Origin of the sequence: Halomonas sp. DP1Y21-3 (genome assembly GCF_019801245.1) — a bacterium.
Classification (GTDB): domain Bacteria; phylum Pseudomonadota; class Gammaproteobacteria; order Pseudomonadales; family Halomonadaceae; genus Halomonas; species Halomonas litopenaei.
In genome coordinates this window covers 363,391-384,093 of record NZ_JAHVJM010000006.1, presented here as the reverse complement: position 1 = coordinate 384,093, position 20,703 = coordinate 363,391, and the positions used below count along the sequence as shown (strand labels likewise).

Below are 20,703 nucleotides of genomic sequence, written 5' to 3'. Positions count from 1 at the left end.
ATTGCGGTGGCTCACCCGTCGGTGTTCGGGCCGGGCCTTGCGCACAAAAAAACGCCCGCGCGAATAGCGCGGGCGTCTGAGCTTTCCGGTGGGCGATCACAGCGTCATCGCCGCCAGCCAGCCAAAGCCGATCAACGGGATGTTGTAGTGCACGAAGGTCGGCACCACGCTGTCCCAGATGTGGTCATGCTGACGATCCACGTTGAGGCCGGAGGTCGGCCCGAGAGTGGAGTCCGACGCCGGGGAACCTGCGTCACCCAGGGCGGCGGCGGTGCCGACCAGGGCCACCGTCGCCAGATCGGAGAAGCCGAACTGTACCGCCAGCGGAACGAAGATGGCGGCGATGATCGGGATGGTCGAAAACGACGAGCCGATGCCCAGGGTGATGAACAGCCCCACCAGCAGCATCAAGAGCGCCGCCAGGCCACGATTGTCGCCGATCACCTCGACGCTGGCGCTGACCAGGGTCTCGATCTCGCCGGTGGCGGTCATCACGGCAGCGAAGCCGGAGGCCGAGATCATGATGAAGCCGATCAGGGCCATCATGCGCATGCCGCTGGTGAACAGATCATCGGCTTCGCGCCAGCGGAAGATGCCACCCATGGACAACAGCGAAAAGCCCACCAGGCCACCCAGGATCATCGAGCCGGTATAGAGCTGGATGCCGAGCGCAGCGACGATCGCTATCACCGACATGATCAGGCCCAGGGTGTGAGGCTCCTCGATCTCGCTGTAGTCGTGGCCATGGCCGTGGGCCGGCGTATTGCCAAGCTCCACCTCGTCATAGACCCGAGGCTTGCGGTAGGACAGGAACACCGCCACCAGAAGGCCGAGGAACATGCCGGCGACCGGCACGCCCATGGCCATGGGGACCATGGCGCGGTCGATCTCGAGGCCCAGTGCGGCGCCAGCCTCGTTGATGTTGGCCAGCAGGATGTCGTTGAGGAAGATTGCCCCGAAGCCTACCGGCAGCAACATGTAGGGCGCGGTCAGGCCGAAGGTCAGGGTACAGGCGACCGCGCGGCGGTCCATCCTGAGCTGATTCATCACCTTGAGCAGCGGCGGAATCAGGATCGGAATAAAGGCGATGTGGACCGGGATCAGGTTCTGGGAAGAGATCGCCACCAGCAGCACGCTACCGATCAGCAGGTACTTGACCGTGGCCTGACGGGACGCGCTGGACTCCTGCCCCAGCAGAGTGATCAGGCGGCGTGCCAGCAGGTCCGGCAGGCCCGAGCGAGAGATCGCCACGGCGAAGGCACCGAGGGTGGCGTAGGCCAGCGCCACCTTGGCACCGCCACCGACACCGTCGTTGAAGGCCGCCAGGGTGTCCTCGATGGACAGACCACCGGCCAGGCCGCCCACCAGCGCCCCTACCACCAGGGCCAGCACCACGGAGACCCGCGCCAGCGACAGTCCCACCATCACCAGCACGGCAAGGATTACAGCGTTCATAGACGAATCCAGGTTTATGTTCGAGAGAGGGTTTGCGCGATCAAGGCTTGTCGGAAAAGCACCTGCGCTCGCCGGCTTTTCGTGCCATGCCTGGTGCCTGGCGAGACGGCCTCGACTGCCGTACGCGACGGCGCCTGGGCATTTCGCCGGTAACAGGCGGCGCGAATGGTACCAGAAAAGTCCTGTGGCCGGGATGTCACCAAAGGGTCATGAGGCGGTTATCTGAGTGACACACGCCTGGCCGATACTATCTCTGTGTTCAGGCGACACCGGGCAAGGGACACTGCCCCTCGAGCGTCACGGAGGCGACGGCGCGGGAAGCGCCAAGGGAGCAACACGGGCACAGGGAAGCTGCCCCAGGGAGGAAAGACGGCTAGCTGCGCCACGACTCAAGGGTCGTGGCGCCTTTCTTTGTGGCCATCGTGCAGCCGCCTGGTTGTGTAAACCGTCCTAGTCACTGTCCGTATCGCTGTCTGTGTCGATATCCACTTCGTTATCCGTCGGGACCAGGCTCAGCCAGTCGGCGTAGCGGGCCAGGTCATGGCGATCTCCGTTGGTCGCCGGTGACAAGCGACCTCGACAGACGTCGCGATACAGTCGCTGCAGTCTTGCCGTCAGGCTATCGGCGGCTATCGGCTCAGCGACCCCGGGTGCCCCGGCACGGGCGCCGATATGGCGACCATCGAGCTCCCGCAACGGCAGTATCTCGGCGGCGGTGCCGGTAACAAAGGCCTCGTCGGCGATGTACAGCTCATCGCGGGTGATGCGGCGCTCCTGCACCTCCACGCCCAACACCTCACGCGCCAATCGGATCACGCTGTCCCGGGTGATCCCCTGCAGGCAGGAGGTGACCTCCGGGGTGTGCAACACCCCGTCTCGATAGAGAAAGACATTGGCCGCGCTGGCCTCGGCCACGTAGCCTTCGGCGTCAAGCATAATCGCCTCGTCAAAGCCCGCCTTCACCGCGGTATTCAATGCCAGCATGCTGTTGACGTAGTGGCCGCTGGTCTTGGCCCGACAGGCGCTGATATTGACGTGATGGCGCGCCCAGGACGAGGTCAGGGCCCTGAGCCCGACGGCAGCGGTCTCGGCGCTGACGTAGGGTCCCAGGTCCCAGGCCACCACCATCATCTGACAGCTCAACGCCTTGGCCCGCAGCCCAAGGCCCTCGGGACCGAGAAACACGGTGGGCTTGAGATAGGCATCGGTCAGTCCGTTGCGGACCAGGCACTGGCTTTGCGCCTCGATCAGCTCTTCATGGCTCCAGGGCACCTCGAGGTCGAGGATATGGGCGCTGTCCAGCAGGCGTCGGGTATGCTCGTGGACCCGAAACAGCCGGGCATTGCCGTTGTCGTCACGATAGGCGCGCACGCCCTCGAAGCAGCCCATGCCATAGTGCAGCGAATGAGTCAGCAGATGGGTCGTGGCCTCCCGCCAGGGCAGCCATTCGCCGTTCTTCCAGATCCAGCCGTCGCGCTGGTGCAGTCCACTCATGTGCCTGGCTCCCTGTCCCTGTTCCTGTTTGCGTCGCTGTCCCTGCCACAGACGCAGGCGATAGCCTCTTCAGCCTGGCTATCGTCGCGGGCCTCGGTGATCTGCCCAGGCCAGTCGCGCCGCCAGCCATCGATCAGTTCACGCTGGTGGGGCTGCAGTGCCTGATAGCCCCAGGCGGCGATCTCGTCGTTCTGTGGGTCATCCACGCCGATGTCGCTGTCGGCCAGCGCCTGAATCACGGCGTGGCCACACAGCGGGACATAGCCTTCCGAGTAGCCGCCTTCGTGGACGACCACCAGGCGCCCTTCACAACATCGCTGAGCCAGCGCCTTGACCGACTGGGCCATGCGCCCGAAGGCATCGCTATTGAGCAGCATCTTGCCCAGCGGGTCCTTGGCGCAGGCGTCATAGCCACAGGCCACCACGATCAGATCCGGCGCGAAGGCCTCGATGGCCGGCAGCACCAGGCGCTCGACCGCATAGTCGTAGGCGCCAAGCCCCGAGCCCGGCGGCAACGGCAGATTGAGACAGGACCCCGACGCGCCCTCACCGCCCTGCTCGTCGAAGCCACCGGTCTCGAGCGGATAGTTGCCGGCCTGGTGCAGCGATACCGTCAGCACATCAGGGTCGTCCCAGAAGGCGCTCTGCTGGCCGTTGCCGTGGTGCACGTCCCAGTCGAGGATCGCCACCCGCCGCACCAGCCCCAGTGCCTTCGCTCGCATCACCGCCACCGGAATATTGCCGAGCAGGCAGAAGCCGCGACCGCGATCGGCTTCGGCGTGGTGCCCCGGTGGACGGCACAGCGCATAGGCGCTGGCGTGGGTGCCACGGGCCACCGCCTCCACCGCTGCGATGGCAAGCCCGGCGGACTGCCGGGCGCTGGCAAGGCTGCCCGGGCGATAGGGCGCAGCCTCGCCGGCATCGCCACCCAGGCCCGCATCACCCGCCTCCAGCGCATCAAGGTAGCCTTTCGTGTGGAAGCGCTGCAGGTCCTCGCGGCCGGCCGCCGGCGGCTTTACCACCTCAAGCTCGTCGATCAGCCCGCTGACCTCCAGCAGGTTCTTGAGACGGCGCTTGCTCTCCGGGCTCTCCGAGGCCGGCTGGGGCTGCAGCCAGGGCCCTGGCGCCGAAAATACCCCGATCGCCCCCTGGTCGTGCCAGAAGCAGCGCTCGTGCCAATAAAAACCGGTCGTCTTGCTGTGGCTCATGGGTGACCTCAGGCCTGGGGCAAGGCGGCCACCACCATGATCTCGACCTTCCACTCCGGCCGGGCCAGGCGCGCTTCCACCGCGGCACGCACCGGCGGACGACCGGGGCTGACCCAGGCGTCCCAGGCGGCATTCATCTCGTCAAACTCGGCCATGTCGGTAACCCACACCTGGGCCGAGATCAGTCGATCCTTGGAGGTCCCGGCCTTGGCCAGCAGTTCGTCGATTCGCGCCAGCACCTGCTCGGTCTGGCCGCGCATGCCTTGGCTGGCGTCCGCCGGTACCTGGCCGGAGAGGTAGACGGTGCCATTGTGAACGGCGATCTGGCTCATGCGGTCGTTGCTGTCGTGAAGGGTCGGGCTCATGGTGTTTTCCTTGTGGGAGATCATCCGCGGGATGATCGTTGGGCTAAGTATTGAGCTGTTCAGGGCTGTATCAGGCTTTTTCAAGCTATGGTCAGGCGTCGTTGAATCCGCGCAGGAAGGCGGCCAGGTTATGGCTCAAGGCCGCGGTCGGATAGCCGCCCTCCTGCACCAGCACGGTGGGCAGGCCCAGCTCACCGATCTGGCGACCGATGGCGACGAAGTCCGGGGTTTCAAGCGTCAGCCCCGCCAGCGGGTCGTCCTTGTGGGCATCGAGTCCCAGCGCCACAACCAGCGCGTCCGGGCTGAAGCTCGCCATGGCGTCGAGCAGCTCATCGAGACCGGCCTGAAAGGCCTCGATACCGCTGCCTAGTGCCAGCGGCACATTGAGGTTGGCGCCGAGTCCAGGACCGATACCGGTCTCGCCGGCTCCGCCCCAGTAGTAGGGATAGAAGTCGCTAGGATCGACGTGCAGCGATCCTGTCCAGACGTCGCCACGGTCGTAGAAGATGTCCTGGGTGCCGTTACCGTGGTGGAGGTCGATATCGAGAATCGCCACCTGGGACACATGCTCGCGCAGCACCGTGGCCGCGAGGGCCGCGTTATTCAGAAAACAGAAGCCCCCGGCACGATCGGGGCCGGCGTGGTGCCCCGGCGGACGACACAGAGCGTAGGCGGTGCCGCCGCCGGCGACGATGCTCTCGGCGGCGGCCTGGGCGGTAGCGGCACTGGCCAGGATGCCCTGAAAGCTGGTCTCGGTCATCGGACAGGCCATGTCGTGCATGTGCCAGCCCACCTGCCCCACCGGATGGCGCGGGTAGTGCTTGCCGCCGCCGCAGGGATGGACGTTCGGCGCCACGAATTCGGTGGCGTCCGGCAACGCCTGCCAGCGGGCATGGATGGTCTCGAGAAAATCCAGGTAGCGCTCGCTGTGGATCTCCTTGAGACGCTCCCTGAGCGTGGGACTGTCGACCTCGGCCGGCGCGGTCAGGGCCAGGCCGACCTCGGCCAGGCCTTCGCTCAGAAGCTCCGCCCGGCGGGGCCCTTCGGGGGAATCGGTGAGGGCTCCACGCTTCAGGAACTGAGGCGGCGCGTGACGTTCCTGGTCAGGATGGTAGAAAAGTTTCATCTGCATCTGTCTCCGGTGATGACGCTCCGTCACTGCTCACATCAGTCGAGCAGCGAGGGGATCCATGTCGATAGTGCCGGAAAACCCGCCAGCAACACCACTACCAAGATAAAGGCGGTATAAAACGGCAGCGACGCCAGGATCGCCTTTTCGTAGGGGACCTGGGCGATTCTTGCCGCCGTCATCAACGTCATGCCCACCGGTGGCGTGACGTTGGCGATGTTGAGGGTGACGATCATGACGATGGCGAAGTGCAGTGGATCGAAGCCCAGGCTGACCATCGCCGGCACCACCACAGGGCCGATGACCACTAGCGCCGGCAGTACATCCATGACCGTGCCGATGACGATCAGCAACAGGCACACCAGCAAGATCTGCACGAAGGCGACATCGCTCAGGGAGGTGATCAGGCTCGCCGCCTCCCGGGCGACGCCAGAGCGGGTGACAAACCAGCCGAGCACCGCCGAGGTCGCCAGCAGAAAGAACACGACACCGGAAAACTTGACCGTGGTCACGAGCGCCTGGGCCACCTTGGCCAGAGTCAGGTTGCGATAGAACAGCATGCCGATCAGGATCGCGTACACTGCGGCAAAGCCTGAAGCTTCGGTGATGGTGGTCATGCCCGAGAGTATCCCGCCGAGGATGATCAACGGCACCAGCATGGCCGGCAGCGCCGAGAAGAATGCCAGCAGAGCCATCTTCAGCGGTGTCGGCGCCTGCTTGGGGTAGCCCCGCCGCCAGGCCAGCACGATGCTGGTGGCCAGCAGCGCCACGGTCATCAGAATGCCCGGCACGATGCCTCCGGCAAACAGGTCGATGACCGAGACGTCCCGCAGCAGGGTGGCGTACACCACCATCACCACGCTTGGGGGAATGATCGGCCCGATGATCGAGGAACAGGCGGTGATCGCCGCCGCGTATTCGGCGTCGTAGCCCTGCTTCTTCATCTCCGGAATCATGATCTTGCCGATCGCCACGGTATCGGTGATGGCGGCCCCGGTCAGCCCGGCGAAGAACAGCGACACCGTCACGTTGACGTGAGACAACGCCCCCCTCACCCGACCGAACAGCGCATTGTTGAAGGCGATCAGCTTCTGGGTCAGCCCGCCCTGGTTCATCAACTCGGCGGTAAAGATGAAGTACGGCACGGCGATCAGCATGTAGCCGGAGACACCGGAGAACATGCGATCGGCGATGATCCCCACCAGGCGCTCGCCGCCCAGCTCATAGACCCCGGCAACCCCCGAGATCGCCATGACCACGGCGACCGGGGCGCCGATCGCCAACACCAGGATAAAGGCCAGAATCGCGGCGGTCATGGGCGTGGCTCCCGGGCGACAACGTCGCCTTGTGATGAAGAGGGATCGGAGGATTCGACACGGCTGTCGACCGCCTGCTCGGCGTTGCTGCCGGCGCCATTGTCATTGGAATGAATCGCCTGCTCGATCACCGCGTCGCTGTCGATGAAGTGCTCGAGCAGTGCAAAGCCGTTCACCAGATGCAGTGCGATGATGGCGCCGGTCAGCGGCACCGCGAAGGTGGTCCACTTGTAGGAAATCTGAATACTGTCGGACACCATGTAGCTCTGGCGGGCGTTGGAGAAGAAGTCCCAGCCGTAGAACATCATCAGCACCGCCAGCGCGCCGATGACGGCCAGGGTCGCGCCGGCTGCCAACACCACCAATGGGCGCGGCAGCAGCTTGACCAGCAGTGTCATGGCCACGTGCTCGCCGGAATGCAGCGCGATGGTCGAGGAGATCAGCCCGATCCACGGCAGGAACAGGCGGGCCAGGGAATAGGTCCAGCTGAGCGCCCCGCCGGTAAACAGGGTGTACAGAAACCCGGTGAACGAAATACCCAGCATGGCCAGGACGCAGCCGACGCAGAACACGATGGCGAGGCGATTGACGCCGTTGCTCAGGCGCTGGAGCCAGGCCTGAAGAGATCGCAGTGATGACATGACAGGAGAACTCGGGCAAGGCGGTGGGCACTGGCGGGGCGGCCTGGCCGCCCCGCCGCGACAATCACTGGCCGTAGCGGCTGTAGGCCTCTTGCGGCAGCGACTGGCGCAGGCCATCGACCTCGGCCAGCAGGTCGTCGATCAAGGCGGCGTCGAGTCCGAAGTCATCGACGATCCAGCTCTTCCAGGCCGGACGCGCCACCTCTGCCATGCGCTGGCGCTCTTCTGCCGGCATCAGGTAGCACTCCTCGAAGATCTCGCAGGACGTCTGCCAGCTGGCGGTCGCCAGCATGCCGGAAGCGCCATGGCTCAGGCTGACCGCCTCACGGGCGGCGTTGGTGATGACCCGCTGGTGCTCCTCGGGCAGCTCCTGAAACCAGCTCTCGCTGACCATCCAGCTGGCGCTGTTGTACACGTGCCCGGTCAGGGTGGTGTAGTCGGTCACCTCGTCCAGGCCGAAGGTGGTGTTGATCACCGGCGCGTTGAACTGACCGTCGGCGAGTCCGGTCTCCAGCGCGGTGATCAGCTCGCCCCACGGCAGCGGTGTGGCGGAGGCACCCAGCGCCTCCATGGTGGCGACGTGGGCCGGGTTTTCCTCGGTGCGGATGTTGAGCCCCTCGAGGTCATCCACGGTCTTGATCAGCCGCTCGTTGTTGGTGAAGGCGACAAAGCCGCCACCATCATCGAAGGTCCCCAGATAGCGCATGTCCGCCTGTTCGATGGCGCCCTGCATGAAGTCGGCGAACCACTCGCCATCGAAGAAGGCCCAGGCCTGGCGCCAGTCATCGAACAGGAAGGGGGCCGTCACCGCCTGATACTCGGGGTAGAACGACGACATCGCGCCGGAGGTCAGAATGGCGGACTGCAGCGCCCTGCCACCGGCCTGGACCTGGGAACCGGTCTCGACTTCGGAGCCCATCTGGCCGCCACCGAAGATGCTGACGGTGACGTCGCCTTCGGTGCGACTTTCCACCAGTTCCTTGAAGTGGACGAGGGCAGGATAGATGGCGTTGTTGGTCAGGTTCTCGGGGATCAGGGTAGCGATGGCCATCTCGTAGGACTGAGCCTGCGCCTGGGACGCCATCAGCGCCAGCGGCAACGCCGCGAGCGCCAGCATCGGCGCTCGTCGCCGCTGTCTGGCCCGTTGGCCACGCCGGGCGCCTACCTCGTGGTTATCGTGCGAGCGGCGGTCAGCCGCAATGCGGTCGTCAGTGCGGGCGGAGGCAGGAAGGGAGGTCGAAGACATCAGTAACTCCGGTTGTTGTCATGGTTGTTGTCATTGTTGATGGCGCCAAATCAAGGCCGGCGCCGAGTGACTCCTTTTCAGGCTATGCGCGAAACCCATCGTCAACTTGCCCGAGACTACGAAAACCTTGCCCGGGACTCAGGCAAACCGTGTCGTCGGACCCAACGTCACCGCGACGAGAGGAGAAAAGTGACAGGTGGCGGAGCGCGAGAGCCGAGAGAAGCTGGCTGAATCGCTGTCCAGGCATTGTTTGAAAAGTCGGCGAGCGATGGTTAGACAAGGCAAAAATCGGTGAGAGAGCGCAGTTTACAAGGTGTAAATGAGCACCTTGATCCGGTTTTTAACGCCGTATTACCGAGCGCAGGCACTTTTCATCAAAGCCTATGGATCTGTGCGCTCCCGGGAGGGCGCTACCCCATGAACCCTGCGATAAGCTCGGGAAAAACTGCCCTGGTCACGAAAGCCCACCAGCGCCCCAATCTGCCCCAGCGGCAACTCGCTGTGACGGATCAGCGCCTGGGCGTGGCTCAACCGGCGTCGGCGAACATAGGCCTGCGGCGTCATCCCGGTGGCCTGGCGAAAGCTGGCGTGGAAGTGACCGGGGCTAAGCGCGCACAAGGACGCCAGGTCATCCACGCGAATGTCGCTGGCCAGGTGCCTATCGATCCAGTCGTCCAGCAGACGCAGATCGAGCCGACCGCTGACGCCCGTCGATCGTGTTGGGGCACAGGTTTCGCTGGAAGCCTCCAGATGGAGATAGAGCGCGCGTAACAGAAGCGCTGCGATATCGTTGCCCAGGGTGGGGAATTGATCCAGTTGCCGCATCAGGCTGTCGGCAAGTCGCTGCAATTCGGGGGGCACCGCAAAGAAACGCGGTCGCTCGAACAGTCGGGCCACGTCGACGTCTGGCAGCCCGAAGACCACCGGCACGTCGAGCACGAAGGTACGATTGTTGCCGTCTCCCAGGTAGTCGTGATGGCAGTTGCCTGGAATCAGGCAACCACGCTCGGCGGTGACCCGTTGCTCCCGCCCCTCAAGGGATAGTTCGGTACTGCCGCAGGTGGGCAGAATCAACTGGTGGTAGCCGTGCACGTGGGACACGTGCTCGTTGGCCAGGGTCTTGGTCCTGAGATCGATCCGGCTCACGATCGCCTCGCCTGAAGAAGATACCTCTACCATGCCGCTCACCGAACAGCCTGACAAGCCGGGGCGAACGCCCGGCTTCACGCGACCTCAACGCTTGTCGCCTGGGCATCCTTGTGGCGGGGGCATGGCGGCCGTTGTCAGACTCGGCGTCTTCTCAACAGCGACCCTTCTTGGCCTGTCCCGGCGGGCAGAAGTCGCCACGCCGATCGTGGTCGTCGTAATAGCGATCATGGTCATGATCGTGATCATCGTGGCGATGGCGGTCATGGTCCCAATCGCGATCATGCCAGTCGTCATCACGGTGGTAATCGCGGTCACGGTGGTAGTCGCGGTCACGATGGTCGTCGACGACGATCAAGGGCTCTGCACTGATCCGTGCGGGATCGTAACTGCATCCCGCAAGACCCATCAGCACGAGCAAAAGTACGGCTGTACTCACTGTCTTCATGCGCACTTCCCGGCCACCTTCAGCAACGACCCTTCTTGGCCTGTCCCGGCGGACAGAAGTCGCCACCGTCATGATCTCGATGGTCGCGATGATCGTCATCGATGATGATCAGTGGCTCCGGCGAGACCCGTGCGGGGTCATAGCTGCAGCCCACCATCAACACGGCCATCACCAGGAAAACAATCCATCCAGCGGTTCGCATATGCATGACTCCTTCCGTTCAAATTGACACCAGCCTAACGCAAAGGTCGCCTTTTCGCCGCTGTCGACGCCCTGCAACACCCGGTGTCTGCCAACAGCGACAACTACTCTCTGGATCCGGCGCCCAGAAAAATGCCGCTCCCGGGGGAGCGGCATTCACACGGTTGACAGTGGCAAGCCTGTCAGAACAGTTCGTCGGGTTGCTGCTGGGGCAGGCCCTGCAGATCCAGCGGATCGACCACATCGGGCACTTCCTGCGCAGACTCACCCTGCTCGGCGGCCACGGTGAAGCGCGACGATGGCACCACCTGGTCGGTTTCCTCCGGCGGGACACCGTTGCCTTCGTACATCGGCTTGATACCCTCGATAACGAACATGTTGTCGTTGTAGTCGAGGTTGGATCCGGAATAGTCCTGAAGCACCAGATAGGTATCAGGAATCTCGTTACCTTCATCGTCCAGCGCCTTGAACACGCGAACGTAGTAGCCACGCTCCAGATCCGGCGAATCCGCCGGTGGCTTGCCCTTGCCGGGAGGATTCAACGAGGGATCGGAGGACAGGGTGGCCACCTCGAGGCCGAACAGATCGTTGCCTCCCCAATTGTCAGGAATATCGTCTCGGGTGAAGGTGGCTGCCGGTTCCTGACGATCAAGATAGGTCAGCGGCAGAAAGGACTGGTTCTGGTCCGCATCGTGGCGGATCAACTTGATATCCTGGGAGGTATTCTTGAAGGCGTGGAGTCCGAAGGCAGCCACACCCGCCCCATGCAGTGCGACTATCTGACTCACCTTGGCTTCATCGACCCCGTCGGCCAGGGTCCAGTAGCGCGACAGCACTTCCTCCTCGCTGACGGCGCGATAGAAACCGTAGTCATCGAAGGCCGAGCCTCTGGCGCCACCGTCCGTCGGAATACCGCCGATCCGGTTGCCGAATCCGGCCACATTCCAGACCTCGTCGACGGTCGGTTCCCAGCCGCCCTCATCCTGAGCCTGCCAGAACCCGGCAAGCGTCAACTCCTGGACCGGGGCATCGGCGTCGTTGGTCACCAACCTCAGACTCCCGAAGAAGCTGCCGTCATCGGCGTTGCTGGCGGGCGGACGATAATTCGCGCGATCGAACAATACATCGATCTCGAGCGATTCCCCCGGTGCCAGTGTCACCCCTTCAAGGGCCGCCGCGTCAGCAAGCACGAAGGGGCCATCCAGTGAGACATCAAGAATGGTCAGCGGGTCGCTGCCATCATTGGAAATGACGGCGGTAGCACTTTCCTTGAAGTCCCGATCCGGGCCACCAAAGTCGTTTTCATCGAGATAGTTGAACAACAGGCGATCACTGAAGTAATTGACGTCACCACTCTCCAGGTGGGCCACGGCCTCGGCAGTGACGGCGACTGGCGTCACATCCAGGTAGTCGATGCGCTGACTGCACAGATCATCGGACACCATGTGCAGGCGGTACTCGATCCCGGGCTCCAGCTCGACGTAGTAGGACTCTTCACCCGCCGTTCCTGCTCCGGGAAAGGACATCACGGTCAACGGCTTGCCATTGAGACTGAGGGCCAGATCCTCGCCACGCAGCACACCGGCATTCGCCGCCAGATCGAGCCGGTAGAGGCCTCGAGTATCGACCTCGAAGAAGAAGTCAGCGCTTCGCGGGTCGACGCTGAGCGCCGAGATGCCATCCTCAAGCTCGATGCGCACGCCATCGGTGGCGTCGGCTGGCCCTAGAACGGCGGCCCGAATCGCTTCCAACGACTGGTCGGGCACCCACAACAGGTCCATGTCCGGCCCAACCGCCGCCGGCGCGGTCACTACCAGGGTATTGATCCCCGCCTTCAGGCTGACCAGCACGTTATGATAGATCCAGTCAGCGTTATTCTCACTCAGCCCTGCGAAGTCGAGTTCATCCTGGGCGACACCGTTGATACTGAAAGACAGCGGTCGATCCGCCTTGGTCTGAGAAAGGTTGTAGCGGAAACCGATTTCATAGGTTCCCGCTTCTTCGACACGAATCGACCAGGTGATGGTCTGGTCTTGCGTGCCCCTGAAGTCGGCGTAGGCGTTCTCCGAGACGTCGCGCACGTCACCCACTTCGATCACTCGAGGACCGTTGAGCAGTGCATCCTCGGCCTCGTAGATGCCGAAACCGGGCGAAGGCTCGTGCACCACTTCCAGCTGATCCACGTTAGGCCCAGCCCGGGACACCGACTGCAAACGCACCTCGACATCGCCCGGCGTCAGGTTCACCTCGATATCCTGGGTCATCCAGAAACGCCAGCGGTCGGAACCCTCGAGGCTGTCCGGTGCCGGTGGAAAGTCGGCGATACCCACACTCAGGCCATTGACGAAGACCTCGAGAGGTCGATCCGAAAAGCCACCATTGGCATAGCGCACCCGCAGTACGGTGTCACCACCATCACCGGCTTCCAGGGTGAAGCCAAAGGTGATGGCATCGTCCGAGTTCCTGCCGAAATCAGCGTAACCGCCACCGACCCCGTCGTTGTCATCCAGATTGCCGTCATTGCCAAAGCTGCCCGGCTGTAGCCCCGGCACCTCACTGGCGATCCCTTCACGGATGATGATCTCGGCAGCGCCGCCCTCGCTGATGGTGGCGCTGGTGCCGTCGTCAGGGGTGTTGTCCTCGGCCTGGATGGTTGCCAGTATCCTCATCGAGTCAGTGCCAGCCCCTCCGGACGACATGGGTTCGACGGGATCCAGGCGGACCAGCTGACTCTCGCCGGTCCGGCGGTTCAGGGTGACCAGATACAGGCGCCCTGTGGCGGGGTTCTCTATGATATCCAGAGGATCGGTATAGGTGATGACCTTGCCGGCGGCATTCCGAAGAACGTCGTCACCGATGACCTTGCCTTCGGCATTCACCGTGATCCAGCGAATGTCGTCTCCTCCGGAATACTCGGTGATCAGCAGACTGCCCTTGAAGGCATTGCCGAAGGTATCACCGACGTATTCGGTCGCGCCGTTGGCAGAGCGGTTCTCCCCCAGCGAGTAGGCATCGTCGATGCGATAGTTGGGGTCGGGCTCGATGCCTGGATCGTAGGACGTGACCTCGTTGATGTCCTCCAGCCGGGTGGGGTTACCGCCGTTAAGGATGTACTCGTCCTGCAGAGGATTCGGGTGGCCGTAGTACCCCCCCTGCTCGACCTTGAACAGATAGTCATCCTGCTTGACCACGTTGGTCGCCGATTCGTCGATCAGCGTCGAGGGGTCATCCGGCACGGCACCGCCCGCCGCCGAGCCATTGGTCGGCGTGTACAAGTAGCCATTGGAGTGCCAGACCAGATCGTAGGCGTTGCGGACCCCGGTGGCGAAGATCTTGACCACGGCATCATCGACGAAGGGATCGTAGAAGCTCTCCAGCACGAGGCCATCAGCGTCCTGGACGCTGGCGACACCCTTGTCGTCAAACACCAGAAAGCGCCCTTCCTCCATGGGAATGGGGGCATTTTTCAGGTCATTGTCGACGTCGAGGAAGCGTGTCTGGTCTTCCGGCAGGGGCTCGGTGGTGACATCGAAGCCACCAGCGGGCGGCGAGCGCGTCGGATCCACCTCCAACACCGCCGCAGACAGCAGACGTTCGGGCCTATTGCCCCAGGCACTGTCGCCGTCCCCCATGGCGGTATTGGACCCCTGGGTCAGGTAAAGCAGATGCGAGGGTTCAGTGGGCGACGCCTCTGCATCAAACGCCGGATTTTCCCGAAACTCGATGCTGTTGGTGACGTGGTCCGCCACCGAACGGGGAAGTCCGGTCAGGTAGACTTCGGCACTACCGCTGAAGTCGTCTCCCTCGTCCAGGGTAATCTTCAACAAGCGACCGCTGAAGTCGGGGGTCGAGGTGTCGCGTCCGGACAGCGGGATCGGATAGTTGTCGGTCACCCACAACACCTTTGGATCGGTCGGGTCCACCGCGATGCCGATGATACCCCGCCGATTGTTGAAGGCGTCGGCGTCGGGCTCCATGAAGGGATCCAGGGCCAGCGACAGGGCCTCCCCGGGGCCCAGCGAGCCGTCCTCAGGGTCCAGCGCGTAGCGCACGATCTGGCCGCCCATGCTGACCACGTACAGCGCATCACCCCCGGCGCTGACCTCGAGGGAGGTAAAACCGAAGGCTCCGTCGACGGAACCGTTCAACTCCACCGTTCCCTCGAAGGCCACATCACTGGGCAGGATATCCGGTTCTGGCCCGGTAACGAAGGTATTGGTGTACTTCAGGAATTCCCGGGTCGGCAAACTGCTGTCGGTGTTGTCGCCACGATCCTGAAAGCCATCGATCACCAGGCTATAGCTGGTGAAAGGCTTCAGCGTTTCCTTGGGGGAAAGGGTCAGTGAATCGAAACCGCCGGTGGTGTTGATATCAAACGCCACCTCGATGCCGGTGACGGTCTCGAACAACCGTACCGAACCATCGCTCAGGCTCTTCAGGAGTGCGCCTCCTCGGCCCTCGACCACCTGAACGCCGACGAAGATATCGGAGGTGGGATCGACTCCGGTGGGCAGGCTACCGTCTTCCCTGTCCAGATCCACGACAACGGTATTGGTAGCAACACCGGCGATGGCCCGGGCATCGGTAAAGTGCGCATAGTCGAGGCTCGCTGGCTGGTCATCTTCCGGAGTCAGGTCCGGCAGCGGTCGGATCTCCAGATACTGCAGCTTGACGTTCTTGCTGTCGACGTCGAGCGCATCCAGCGTCAGACGACCATCGGTCACCTCAACCACCCGGGTGACCAGATCCGAACGCAGGCCCTCGGTGTCATTGGTCGGCGTCGCATCGATGGAAAAGTCGTCTGGACGCCCTGGGGTAAAGGCATCGGTGAAGGCAACACCCTCCGCATTGACCCCGTAGAAGGCGTCGAAGTTGCCGGAAGCATCGCCCACCGACAGGGTCACCTCGTAGAAGCCGGGCTCCAGCTCAATTTCCCAGCCTGCATCGACGAAGCCGTCGCGCTCGCTGGTCATCTGGGCAAAGGTCGCCTGGCGCGGGTCCAGGCCGACGAAGCGCTCGGAGCGATCCACCAGGGTAAAAGCACCCTGACTCGCCAGCGACAATGGATCGGTGCCGTTCTCAGTTCCGTCGGCAATGCTTTGCTCGGTGACCCAGCCGTAGCGGTAGGTCTTGCCGTCCACTTCCAGCATCTGTGTTCCAAAGGCCTGGCCGGTGTCCGCGACATAGCCCTCGGGAACGTCGGCCCCCTGTGGCTGGAAGTTGATCTTCAGTGTCGGACGCTCGCCGGGCTCGACGACGAGCGGAGACAGCTTGACCAGGTCAAGGTTGGCCCCCCCTGACGTGAGATTCTCAAGGCGAACAGAATGGGTCCCGGCTTCGAGCTTGAGTTCAAGCGACTCTTCCCGCCAGCGTTGCCAACCATCATCACCAGCCCCGGTGGAAGCAAACTCGAACTCGCCTACCCTGACGCCATCAATGTAGAGCGCCATGGGGCGATCAGCGTTGCCTCCATTGGCGTAGCGGGCGTCCAGTCGGAAATTGCCGCCTTCCTCCACGGTGACTTCGAATACCCCGGCATCGCCGACATCGTTGCCCAGGTCAAGGTAACCCTCGCCACTGTAGCCAGGCCTGAGCGAATCCACGCCATCGGCTTCCAGACGCGCCGTCGTATCGGCCGGGCTGCCTGGATCCGACTCCTGATCGTCGATGGTAAAGGTTTCCGCCTCGAACGACATGATGCCTGTTTCCGGCTCCGGATCGGGATCGGGATCGGGATCGGGATCGGGATCGGGATCGGGATCAGGATCGGGATCGGGATCGGGATCAGGATCAGGATCGGGATCAGGATCGGGATCTGGTTCGTCTTCCACCTTTACCAGTGTCAGCTGATCCAGGTTGGGTCCCTGGCCCACGCCACCCTGTTCCGCCGTGGGGATCGACAAAAACAGCTGATGCGACCCCGGCTCAAGCTCAAGTTCGACCGTCACCTCCTGCCAGCTGCTCCAGCCACCGGTTCCAGGAAAGCTCACCGACGTCGTGACGCCGCCATCCACCTGAAGCGCCAACGGACGATCACTGTTGCTGCCGTTGGCATAGCGCAGGGTCAATTGGTAGCTGCCTGCCGTATCGACGCTGATGTCATACTGGACACCATCACCGGGATCCCTGCCAAGATCCACATAGGCATTGTCGACAGCACCGGGCCTGGCGTTGCTACCCGACACCACTTCGGTGACAGCGCCGGAGGGTCTACCGCCAACGTCGATGATGGTGCCCTCTTCCGCCTGCCAAACCAGAAGATCGGCATCCTGTGGCACCACCAACATCTGGGCGGTTCTTCCCGTGATCGGGCTGACCATCTCATCGTTACTGCTCATGGTGACTCCATATATTTTCTACATGTCATGCCCCATGAAAACCGTTTTACATTCGGAAACAAATAGCAAATATCTTACACCAACATCAGAAGTTGAGGGTTTTTTTTGACCCAACTACTTCGTCTTGATCAACTCGCCCTTCCATAACAGAACTTTTTTGACGCATCCAAAATCGGCCAAAAAACGATTAACACCCTCTAAAAACAATGACTTCAATATTCCTCACAATAATCGTCGACAAAATCAGCACAGAATTCTTCAAAAATTCAACAAAAGAATACGGAAACATCTATTGCGATTCTTCATTTTTATGCCGTTTTACATAGATTTGTAAGCTCTAAAAAAGTCGTTTCGGCGAACTTCTCCCTAGCCTCTCACTCCCTGCCAACTCCATACTTCATTCCATCAGATTTCGGACACCCTGCACGACAAGGTGCTAAACGACGTCAGGCATCGCTCTTCGCTCCGGCTGCCAACACCACCAGAACTTCGCCGCAAATCCAGAAAACGAGACGCCTTTACATGACCCCCACCCGTTACAATATTCGGGAGGCGATACTTCGCTGCCGACGCGGCCTCTTCGACGTCGGACTGTTCAGCCTGTTCATCAACCTGTTGATGCTGGTGCCTTCGCTATACATGCTGCAGGTGTATGACCGGGTGCTGGCCAGTCGCAGCGTCGAGACCCTGGTCATGCTGACGTTGGTAGTGGTGTTCCTGTTCGCCGTCATGGGCGGACTCGAGTGGGTTCGCTCGCGACTGCTGGTGCGCATCGGCAATGCCCTGGATGAACGGCTCCAGCCGGCTGTCCATCAGGCCATCTACGATCAGGCCCTGCGCCGTCCGGGTGCCACCTCGACCCAGGCGCTGGATGATTTGGCCACGCTGCGCCAGTTCGTCTCCGGCCCCGCCCTGCTCGCCTTCTTCGACACGCCATGGATCCCCCTCTACCTGGGGGTACTGACGCTGTTCCATCCGCTCTACGGGCTCTTTGCCCTGGCCGCCGGCATCCTGTTGCTGGCCCTGGCCGCGATCAACGAGGCCTGCACCCGGGGTCTGCTGAAACAGGCTGGCGGCCACCAGGTCGCCAGCCGCGACGAAACCGCCGCCAACTTGCGCAACGCCGAGGTGCTCCATGCCATGGGCATGCTGGAGAGCGTAAAGCGACGCTGGCAGTCGCAACACCGTGACTCCCTCGCACTGCAATCCCGGGCCAGTGATCGTTCAGGTGTACTCACCCACCTTTCGAAGATACTAAGGCTGCTGTCCCAGTCGCTGATCCTCGGCCTGGGGGCATGGCTGGTACTGAAGGCGGAGTTGACCCCAGGAATGATGATCGCTGGCTCGATCCTGCTGGGGCGAGCTCTGGCCCCCATCGATCAACTGATCAATGGCTGGAAGAGCTTTATCGCCGCCCGTAACGCCCGCGAACGCCTGGGCCAACTCATCGACAGCGAGGCGCCATCACCACCGATGCCGCTGCCCGCCCCGAAGGGCCAGCTTTCCCTCCAGCAGGTATGTGCCGGCCCACCTGGAGCGACCATTACCTCACTCAACGCGATCAGCGTCGACCTCAAGGCTGGCGAACAACTCGCTATCATCGGCCCGAGTGCCTCGGGAAAATCGACCCTGGCACGGGTAGCCCTGGGCATCTGGCCGAGTCTCGACGGATGCGTACGCCTCGATGGCGCCGACATCCTGCGCTGGGAACGCAGCACCCTGGGGCCCCACCTGGGCTATCTGCCCCAGGACGTGGAGCTGTTGGCCGGAAGCATTGCAGACAACATCGCTCGCTTCGGCCCGGTCGACGCCGACGCAGTACTCAAGGCAGCCCACCTGGCCGGCGTCCACGAGTTGATCCTCAAGCTCGACGAAGGCTACGACACCACCATCGGACACGGCGGCACGGGTCTATCCGCCGGCCAGCGTCAACGCATTGGCCTTGCCAGAGCCCTGTACGGCGAACCATCGCTGGTGGTGCTGGACGAACCCGATTCCAATCTGGACGAAAGCGGTGAGCGAGCCCTGGTGGAAACCCTGGTCCGCCTGCGCCGGCTCGCCACCACTACCCTGGTGATCACCCACCGACAGCGCCTGCTGGCCCAGGTCGACCGGGTAATGTTCCTCGACAACGGCCGAGTGACGTCCCTGGCTCCTCCCTCCCCGGCCGGCGGGGCAAGACTCAAGGGAACGGTGTCCTCGGCACGGGTGGTGAAGCAAGTCGCCGGTGCCGGCACGCCCTTTTCTCAACGAGCCCCGTCCGGCGTTGCGCCATCGAACCCACTGCCAACGGATCCCCCTTCATCCAACAGCTCGAGGACACCACGATGAGCGCTCAAGTCTCTACTTCGGTGCCCGTCGAGACCGCCGCCATCGACTCGAGCTCGGCCACCGCGAGTCCTGAGAATCAAGTACCGGTGGACCTTCGGCCCTATCGCCGCTGGGGCCTTGCCATCCTGCTGGTGGCCTTCGGTGGCTTCGGAGTCTGGTCGGTCACCGCTCACCTGGCGGTGTCGGTGGTCGCCCCCGGTTCGGTCTCGGTGGAAAGCTTCACCAAGACGATCCAGCACCTGGAAGGCGGCATCGTCGCCGACGTGCTGGTCGAGGACGGCGATCACGTGGAAGCCGGCGACCCACTGATCGTGCTGGACGACACCCAGGCGCTGGCGCAACAGCGCATCGCCGAAACCGAGTACCTGATCACTCGGGCCAGCGAGGTGAGACTGCTGGCGGAACAGGCCGACAGCGACAGCCTGGTCTTTCCACAAGAACTGATCGCGTCCAGCAATTCGCGGGTTCAGGAGGTGCTGGGCGTGCAGCGGCGGCTGTTCGAGGTACGCCGGCAATCGCTGGACGATACGCTGGCCGCCCTGGACCAGCAGATTCTTCAACTGGAAGAGCAGATCACCGGCCTGGGGCAAACCCGTTCGATCACCCAGCAACGCATCGACTCGCTGGAGGGTGAGGTCGCCAACCACCGCAAGCTGTTTCGTGACGGAATGATCAGCAGCCAGCGTCTGCGTGAGCTGGAACGCGAGAGCCTGGAGTACCAGAGTGACAACGCGGGACACGCCTCGGAGATCGCCCGACTGCGCGCCCAGATCAGTGAAAACACCCTGAACAAGCAGATTCGCCTGCAGGCATTTCAACAGCAGGTGGGCGAAGCGCTACGTCAGGTCCAGGCCGAGGTCGCCGACGCCGAAGAGCGCCTGGTCGCCCTCAATGACACCCTCGCGCGCACGCGGATCACGGCCCCTGTTGCGGGTACCGTGGTGGACCTGCAGGTGCACACCCTGGGCGCCGTGGTACGTGGTGGCGACCCGCTGCTTGACCTGGTCCCGGCCGGCGACGGTTTCGTGATCGAGGCCCGCGTCCCCAACCACGATGTGGATCACCTCTACCCCGGCCAGTCGGCGGAAATCCGCTTCAGCGCCTTCAACCAGCGCCTGTCCAATGTCATCGACGGCGAGGTGATCCGCGTCAGCGCCGACAGCTTCGAGGACGAGGCCACCCGCCAGCGCTACTACAAGGTCCGCGTCGGCGTGACCGACCTGGGCAAATCGCAGCTGACCGACAACATGCGTCTTGTCGCAGGCATGCCGGCAGAGGTGATGATCCTCACCGGGGAGAGAAGCTTCGCCAGCTATATCACCAAACCGATCAACGATATGCTCGCCCGGGCCATGCGTGAGGAATGACGAAAGAGCAATCACCAA

14 protein-coding genes are annotated in these 20,703 nt (G+C 62.8%); 2 read left to right on the top strand and 12 right to left on the bottom strand.

Going from position 1 to position 20,703, the window contains the following annotated elements:
• Nucleotides 1-96 precede the first annotated feature (96 nt).
• The 12 genes from KUV74_RS18230 to KUV74_RS18175 all read right to left on the bottom strand — a co-directional run bounded on the left by KUV74_RS18230 (nucleotide 97) and on the right by KUV74_RS18175 (nucleotide 16,987).
• Nucleotides 97-1,455 carry a Na+/H+ antiporter family protein gene (locus KUV74_RS18230; protein WP_222517028.1) on the bottom strand — a complete coding sequence of 453 codons (1,359 nt, stop codon included), beginning with the start codon at nucleotides 1,453-1,455 and terminating at the stop codon, nucleotides 97-99.
• Between the two features lie 450 nt (nucleotides 1,456-1,905).
• Nucleotides 1,906-2,949 (bottom strand): branched-chain amino acid transaminase, encoded by a 1,044-nt coding sequence (locus KUV74_RS18225; RefSeq protein WP_222517027.1) that lies wholly within the window; start codon nucleotides 2,947-2,949, stop codon nucleotides 1,906-1,908.
• Nucleotides 2,946-4,157 carry a class II histone deacetylase gene (locus KUV74_RS18220; protein ID WP_222517026.1) on the bottom strand — a complete coding sequence of 404 codons (1,212 nt, stop codon included), beginning with the start codon at nucleotides 4,155-4,157 and terminating at the stop codon, nucleotides 2,946-2,948. The genes KUV74_RS18225 and KUV74_RS18220 overlap by 4 nt, the downstream gene beginning before the upstream one ends.
• An 8-nt stretch (nucleotides 4,158-4,165) precedes the next feature.
• Nucleotides 4,166-4,522 (bottom strand): RidA family protein, encoded by a 357-nt coding sequence (locus KUV74_RS18215; protein WP_108132815.1) that lies wholly within the window; start codon nucleotides 4,520-4,522, stop codon nucleotides 4,166-4,168.
• A 91-nt stretch (nucleotides 4,523-4,613) separates the two neighbouring features.
• Nucleotides 4,614-5,648 carry a histone deacetylase family protein gene (locus KUV74_RS18210; protein WP_045994862.1) on the bottom strand — a complete coding sequence of 345 codons (1,035 nt, stop codon included), beginning with the start codon at nucleotides 5,646-5,648 and terminating at the stop codon, nucleotides 4,614-4,616.
• Between the two features lie 41 nt (nucleotides 5,649-5,689).
• The gene (locus KUV74_RS18205; RefSeq protein ID WP_108132764.1) at nucleotides 5,690-6,967 is read right to left on the bottom strand and encodes a TRAP transporter large permease; all 1,278 of its coding nucleotides are present in this window, start codon (nucleotides 6,965-6,967) and stop codon (nucleotides 5,690-5,692) included.
• A complete protein-coding gene (locus KUV74_RS18200) occupies nucleotides 6,964-7,608 on the bottom strand; it encodes a TRAP transporter small permease (protein WP_261395554.1) in 645 nt (214 codons plus the stop codon). Before KUV74_RS18200 ends, KUV74_RS18205 begins: the two co-directional genes overlap by 4 nt.
• Nucleotides 7,609-7,672: 64 nt before the next feature.
• The gene (gene dctP / locus KUV74_RS18195; RefSeq protein ID WP_045994863.1) at nucleotides 7,673-8,725 is read right to left on the bottom strand and encodes a TRAP transporter substrate-binding protein DctP; all 1,053 of its coding nucleotides are present in this window, start codon (nucleotides 8,723-8,725) and stop codon (nucleotides 7,673-7,675) included.
• A 510-nt stretch (nucleotides 8,726-9,235) separates the two neighbouring features.
• On the bottom strand, nucleotides 9,236-10,000 hold the full coding sequence (locus tag KUV74_RS18190) for a helix-turn-helix transcriptional regulator (protein WP_108132813.1): 765 nt from the start codon (nucleotides 9,998-10,000) through the stop codon (nucleotides 9,236-9,238).
• Nucleotides 10,001-10,154: 154 nt separating this feature from the next.
• Entirely contained in the window at nucleotides 10,155-10,448 is a 294-nt protein-coding gene (locus KUV74_RS18185; protein ID WP_108195016.1) for a hypothetical protein, read from the bottom strand.
• 19 nt (nucleotides 10,449-10,467) lie between these two features.
• Entirely contained in the window at nucleotides 10,468-10,650 is a 183-nt protein-coding gene (locus tag KUV74_RS18180) for a hypothetical protein (protein ID WP_045994856.1), read from the bottom strand.
• Between the two features lie 181 nt (nucleotides 10,651-10,831).
• The gene (locus KUV74_RS18175; protein ID WP_222517025.1) at nucleotides 10,832-16,987 is read right to left on the bottom strand and encodes a carbohydrate-binding protein; all 6,156 of its coding nucleotides are present in this window, start codon (nucleotides 16,985-16,987) and stop codon (nucleotides 10,832-10,834) included.
• Nucleotides 16,988-17,509: 522 nt separating this feature from the next.
• Between KUV74_RS18175 and KUV74_RS18170 the strand changes: the two genes are divergently transcribed.
• Nucleotides 17,510-19,318: a type I secretion system permease/ATPase gene (locus KUV74_RS18170; protein ID WP_222517024.1), complete on the top strand. Its 1,809-nt coding sequence runs from the start codon at nucleotides 17,510-17,512 to the stop codon at nucleotides 19,316-19,318.
• Nucleotides 19,315-20,685, top strand: coding sequence for an HlyD family type I secretion periplasmic adaptor subunit (locus KUV74_RS18165; protein WP_222517023.1), 1,371 nt, complete (start codon nucleotides 19,315-19,317; stop codon nucleotides 20,683-20,685). The genes KUV74_RS18170 and KUV74_RS18165 overlap by 4 nt, the downstream gene beginning before the upstream one ends.
• Nucleotides 20,686-20,703 lie beyond the last annotated feature (18 nt).

Coding starts and splice junctions, on each gene's coding strand:
- KUV74_RS18230 (WP_222517028.1), bottom strand. CDS start 1,455: ATGAACGCTGTAATCCTTGCCGTGCTGGTGATGGTGGGACTGTCGCTG.
- KUV74_RS18225 (WP_222517027.1), bottom strand. CDS start 2,949: ATGAGTGGACTGCACCAGCGCGACGGCTGGATCTGGAAGAACGGCGAA.
- KUV74_RS18220 (WP_222517026.1), bottom strand. CDS start 4,157: ATGAGCCACAGCAAGACGACCGGTTTTTATTGGCACGAGCGCTGCTTC.
- KUV74_RS18215 (WP_108132815.1), bottom strand. CDS start 4,522: ATGAGCCCGACCCTTCACGACAGCAACGACCGCATGAGCCAGATCGCC.
- KUV74_RS18210 (WP_045994862.1), bottom strand. CDS start 5,648: ATGAAACTTTTCTACCATCCTGACCAGGAACGTCACGCGCCGCCTCAG.
- KUV74_RS18205 (WP_108132764.1), bottom strand. CDS start 6,967: ATGACCGCCGCGATTCTGGCCTTTATCCTGGTGTTGGCGATCGGCGCC.
- KUV74_RS18200 (WP_261395554.1), bottom strand. CDS start 7,608: ATGTCATCACTGCGATCTCTTCAGGCCTGGCTCCAGCGCCTGAGCAAC.
- dctP (WP_045994863.1), bottom strand. CDS start 8,725: ATGCTGGCGCTCGCGGCGTTGCCGCTGGCGCTGATGGCGTCCCAGGCG.
- KUV74_RS18185 (WP_108195016.1), bottom strand. CDS start 10,448: ATGAAGACAGTGAGTACAGCCGTACTTTTGCTCGTGCTGATGGGTCTT.
- KUV74_RS18180 (WP_045994856.1), bottom strand. CDS start 10,650: ATGCGAACCGCTGGATGGATTGTTTTCCTGGTGATGGCCGTGTTGATG.
- KUV74_RS18175 (WP_222517025.1), bottom strand. CDS start 16,987: ATGAGCAGTAACGATGAGATGGTCAGCCCGATCACGGGAAGAACCGCC.
- KUV74_RS18170 (WP_222517024.1), top strand. CDS start 17,510: ATGACCCCCACCCGTTACAATATTCGGGAGGCGATACTTCGCTGCCGA.
- KUV74_RS18165 (WP_222517023.1), top strand. CDS start 19,315: ATGAGCGCTCAAGTCTCTACTTCGGTGCCCGTCGAGACCGCCGCCATC.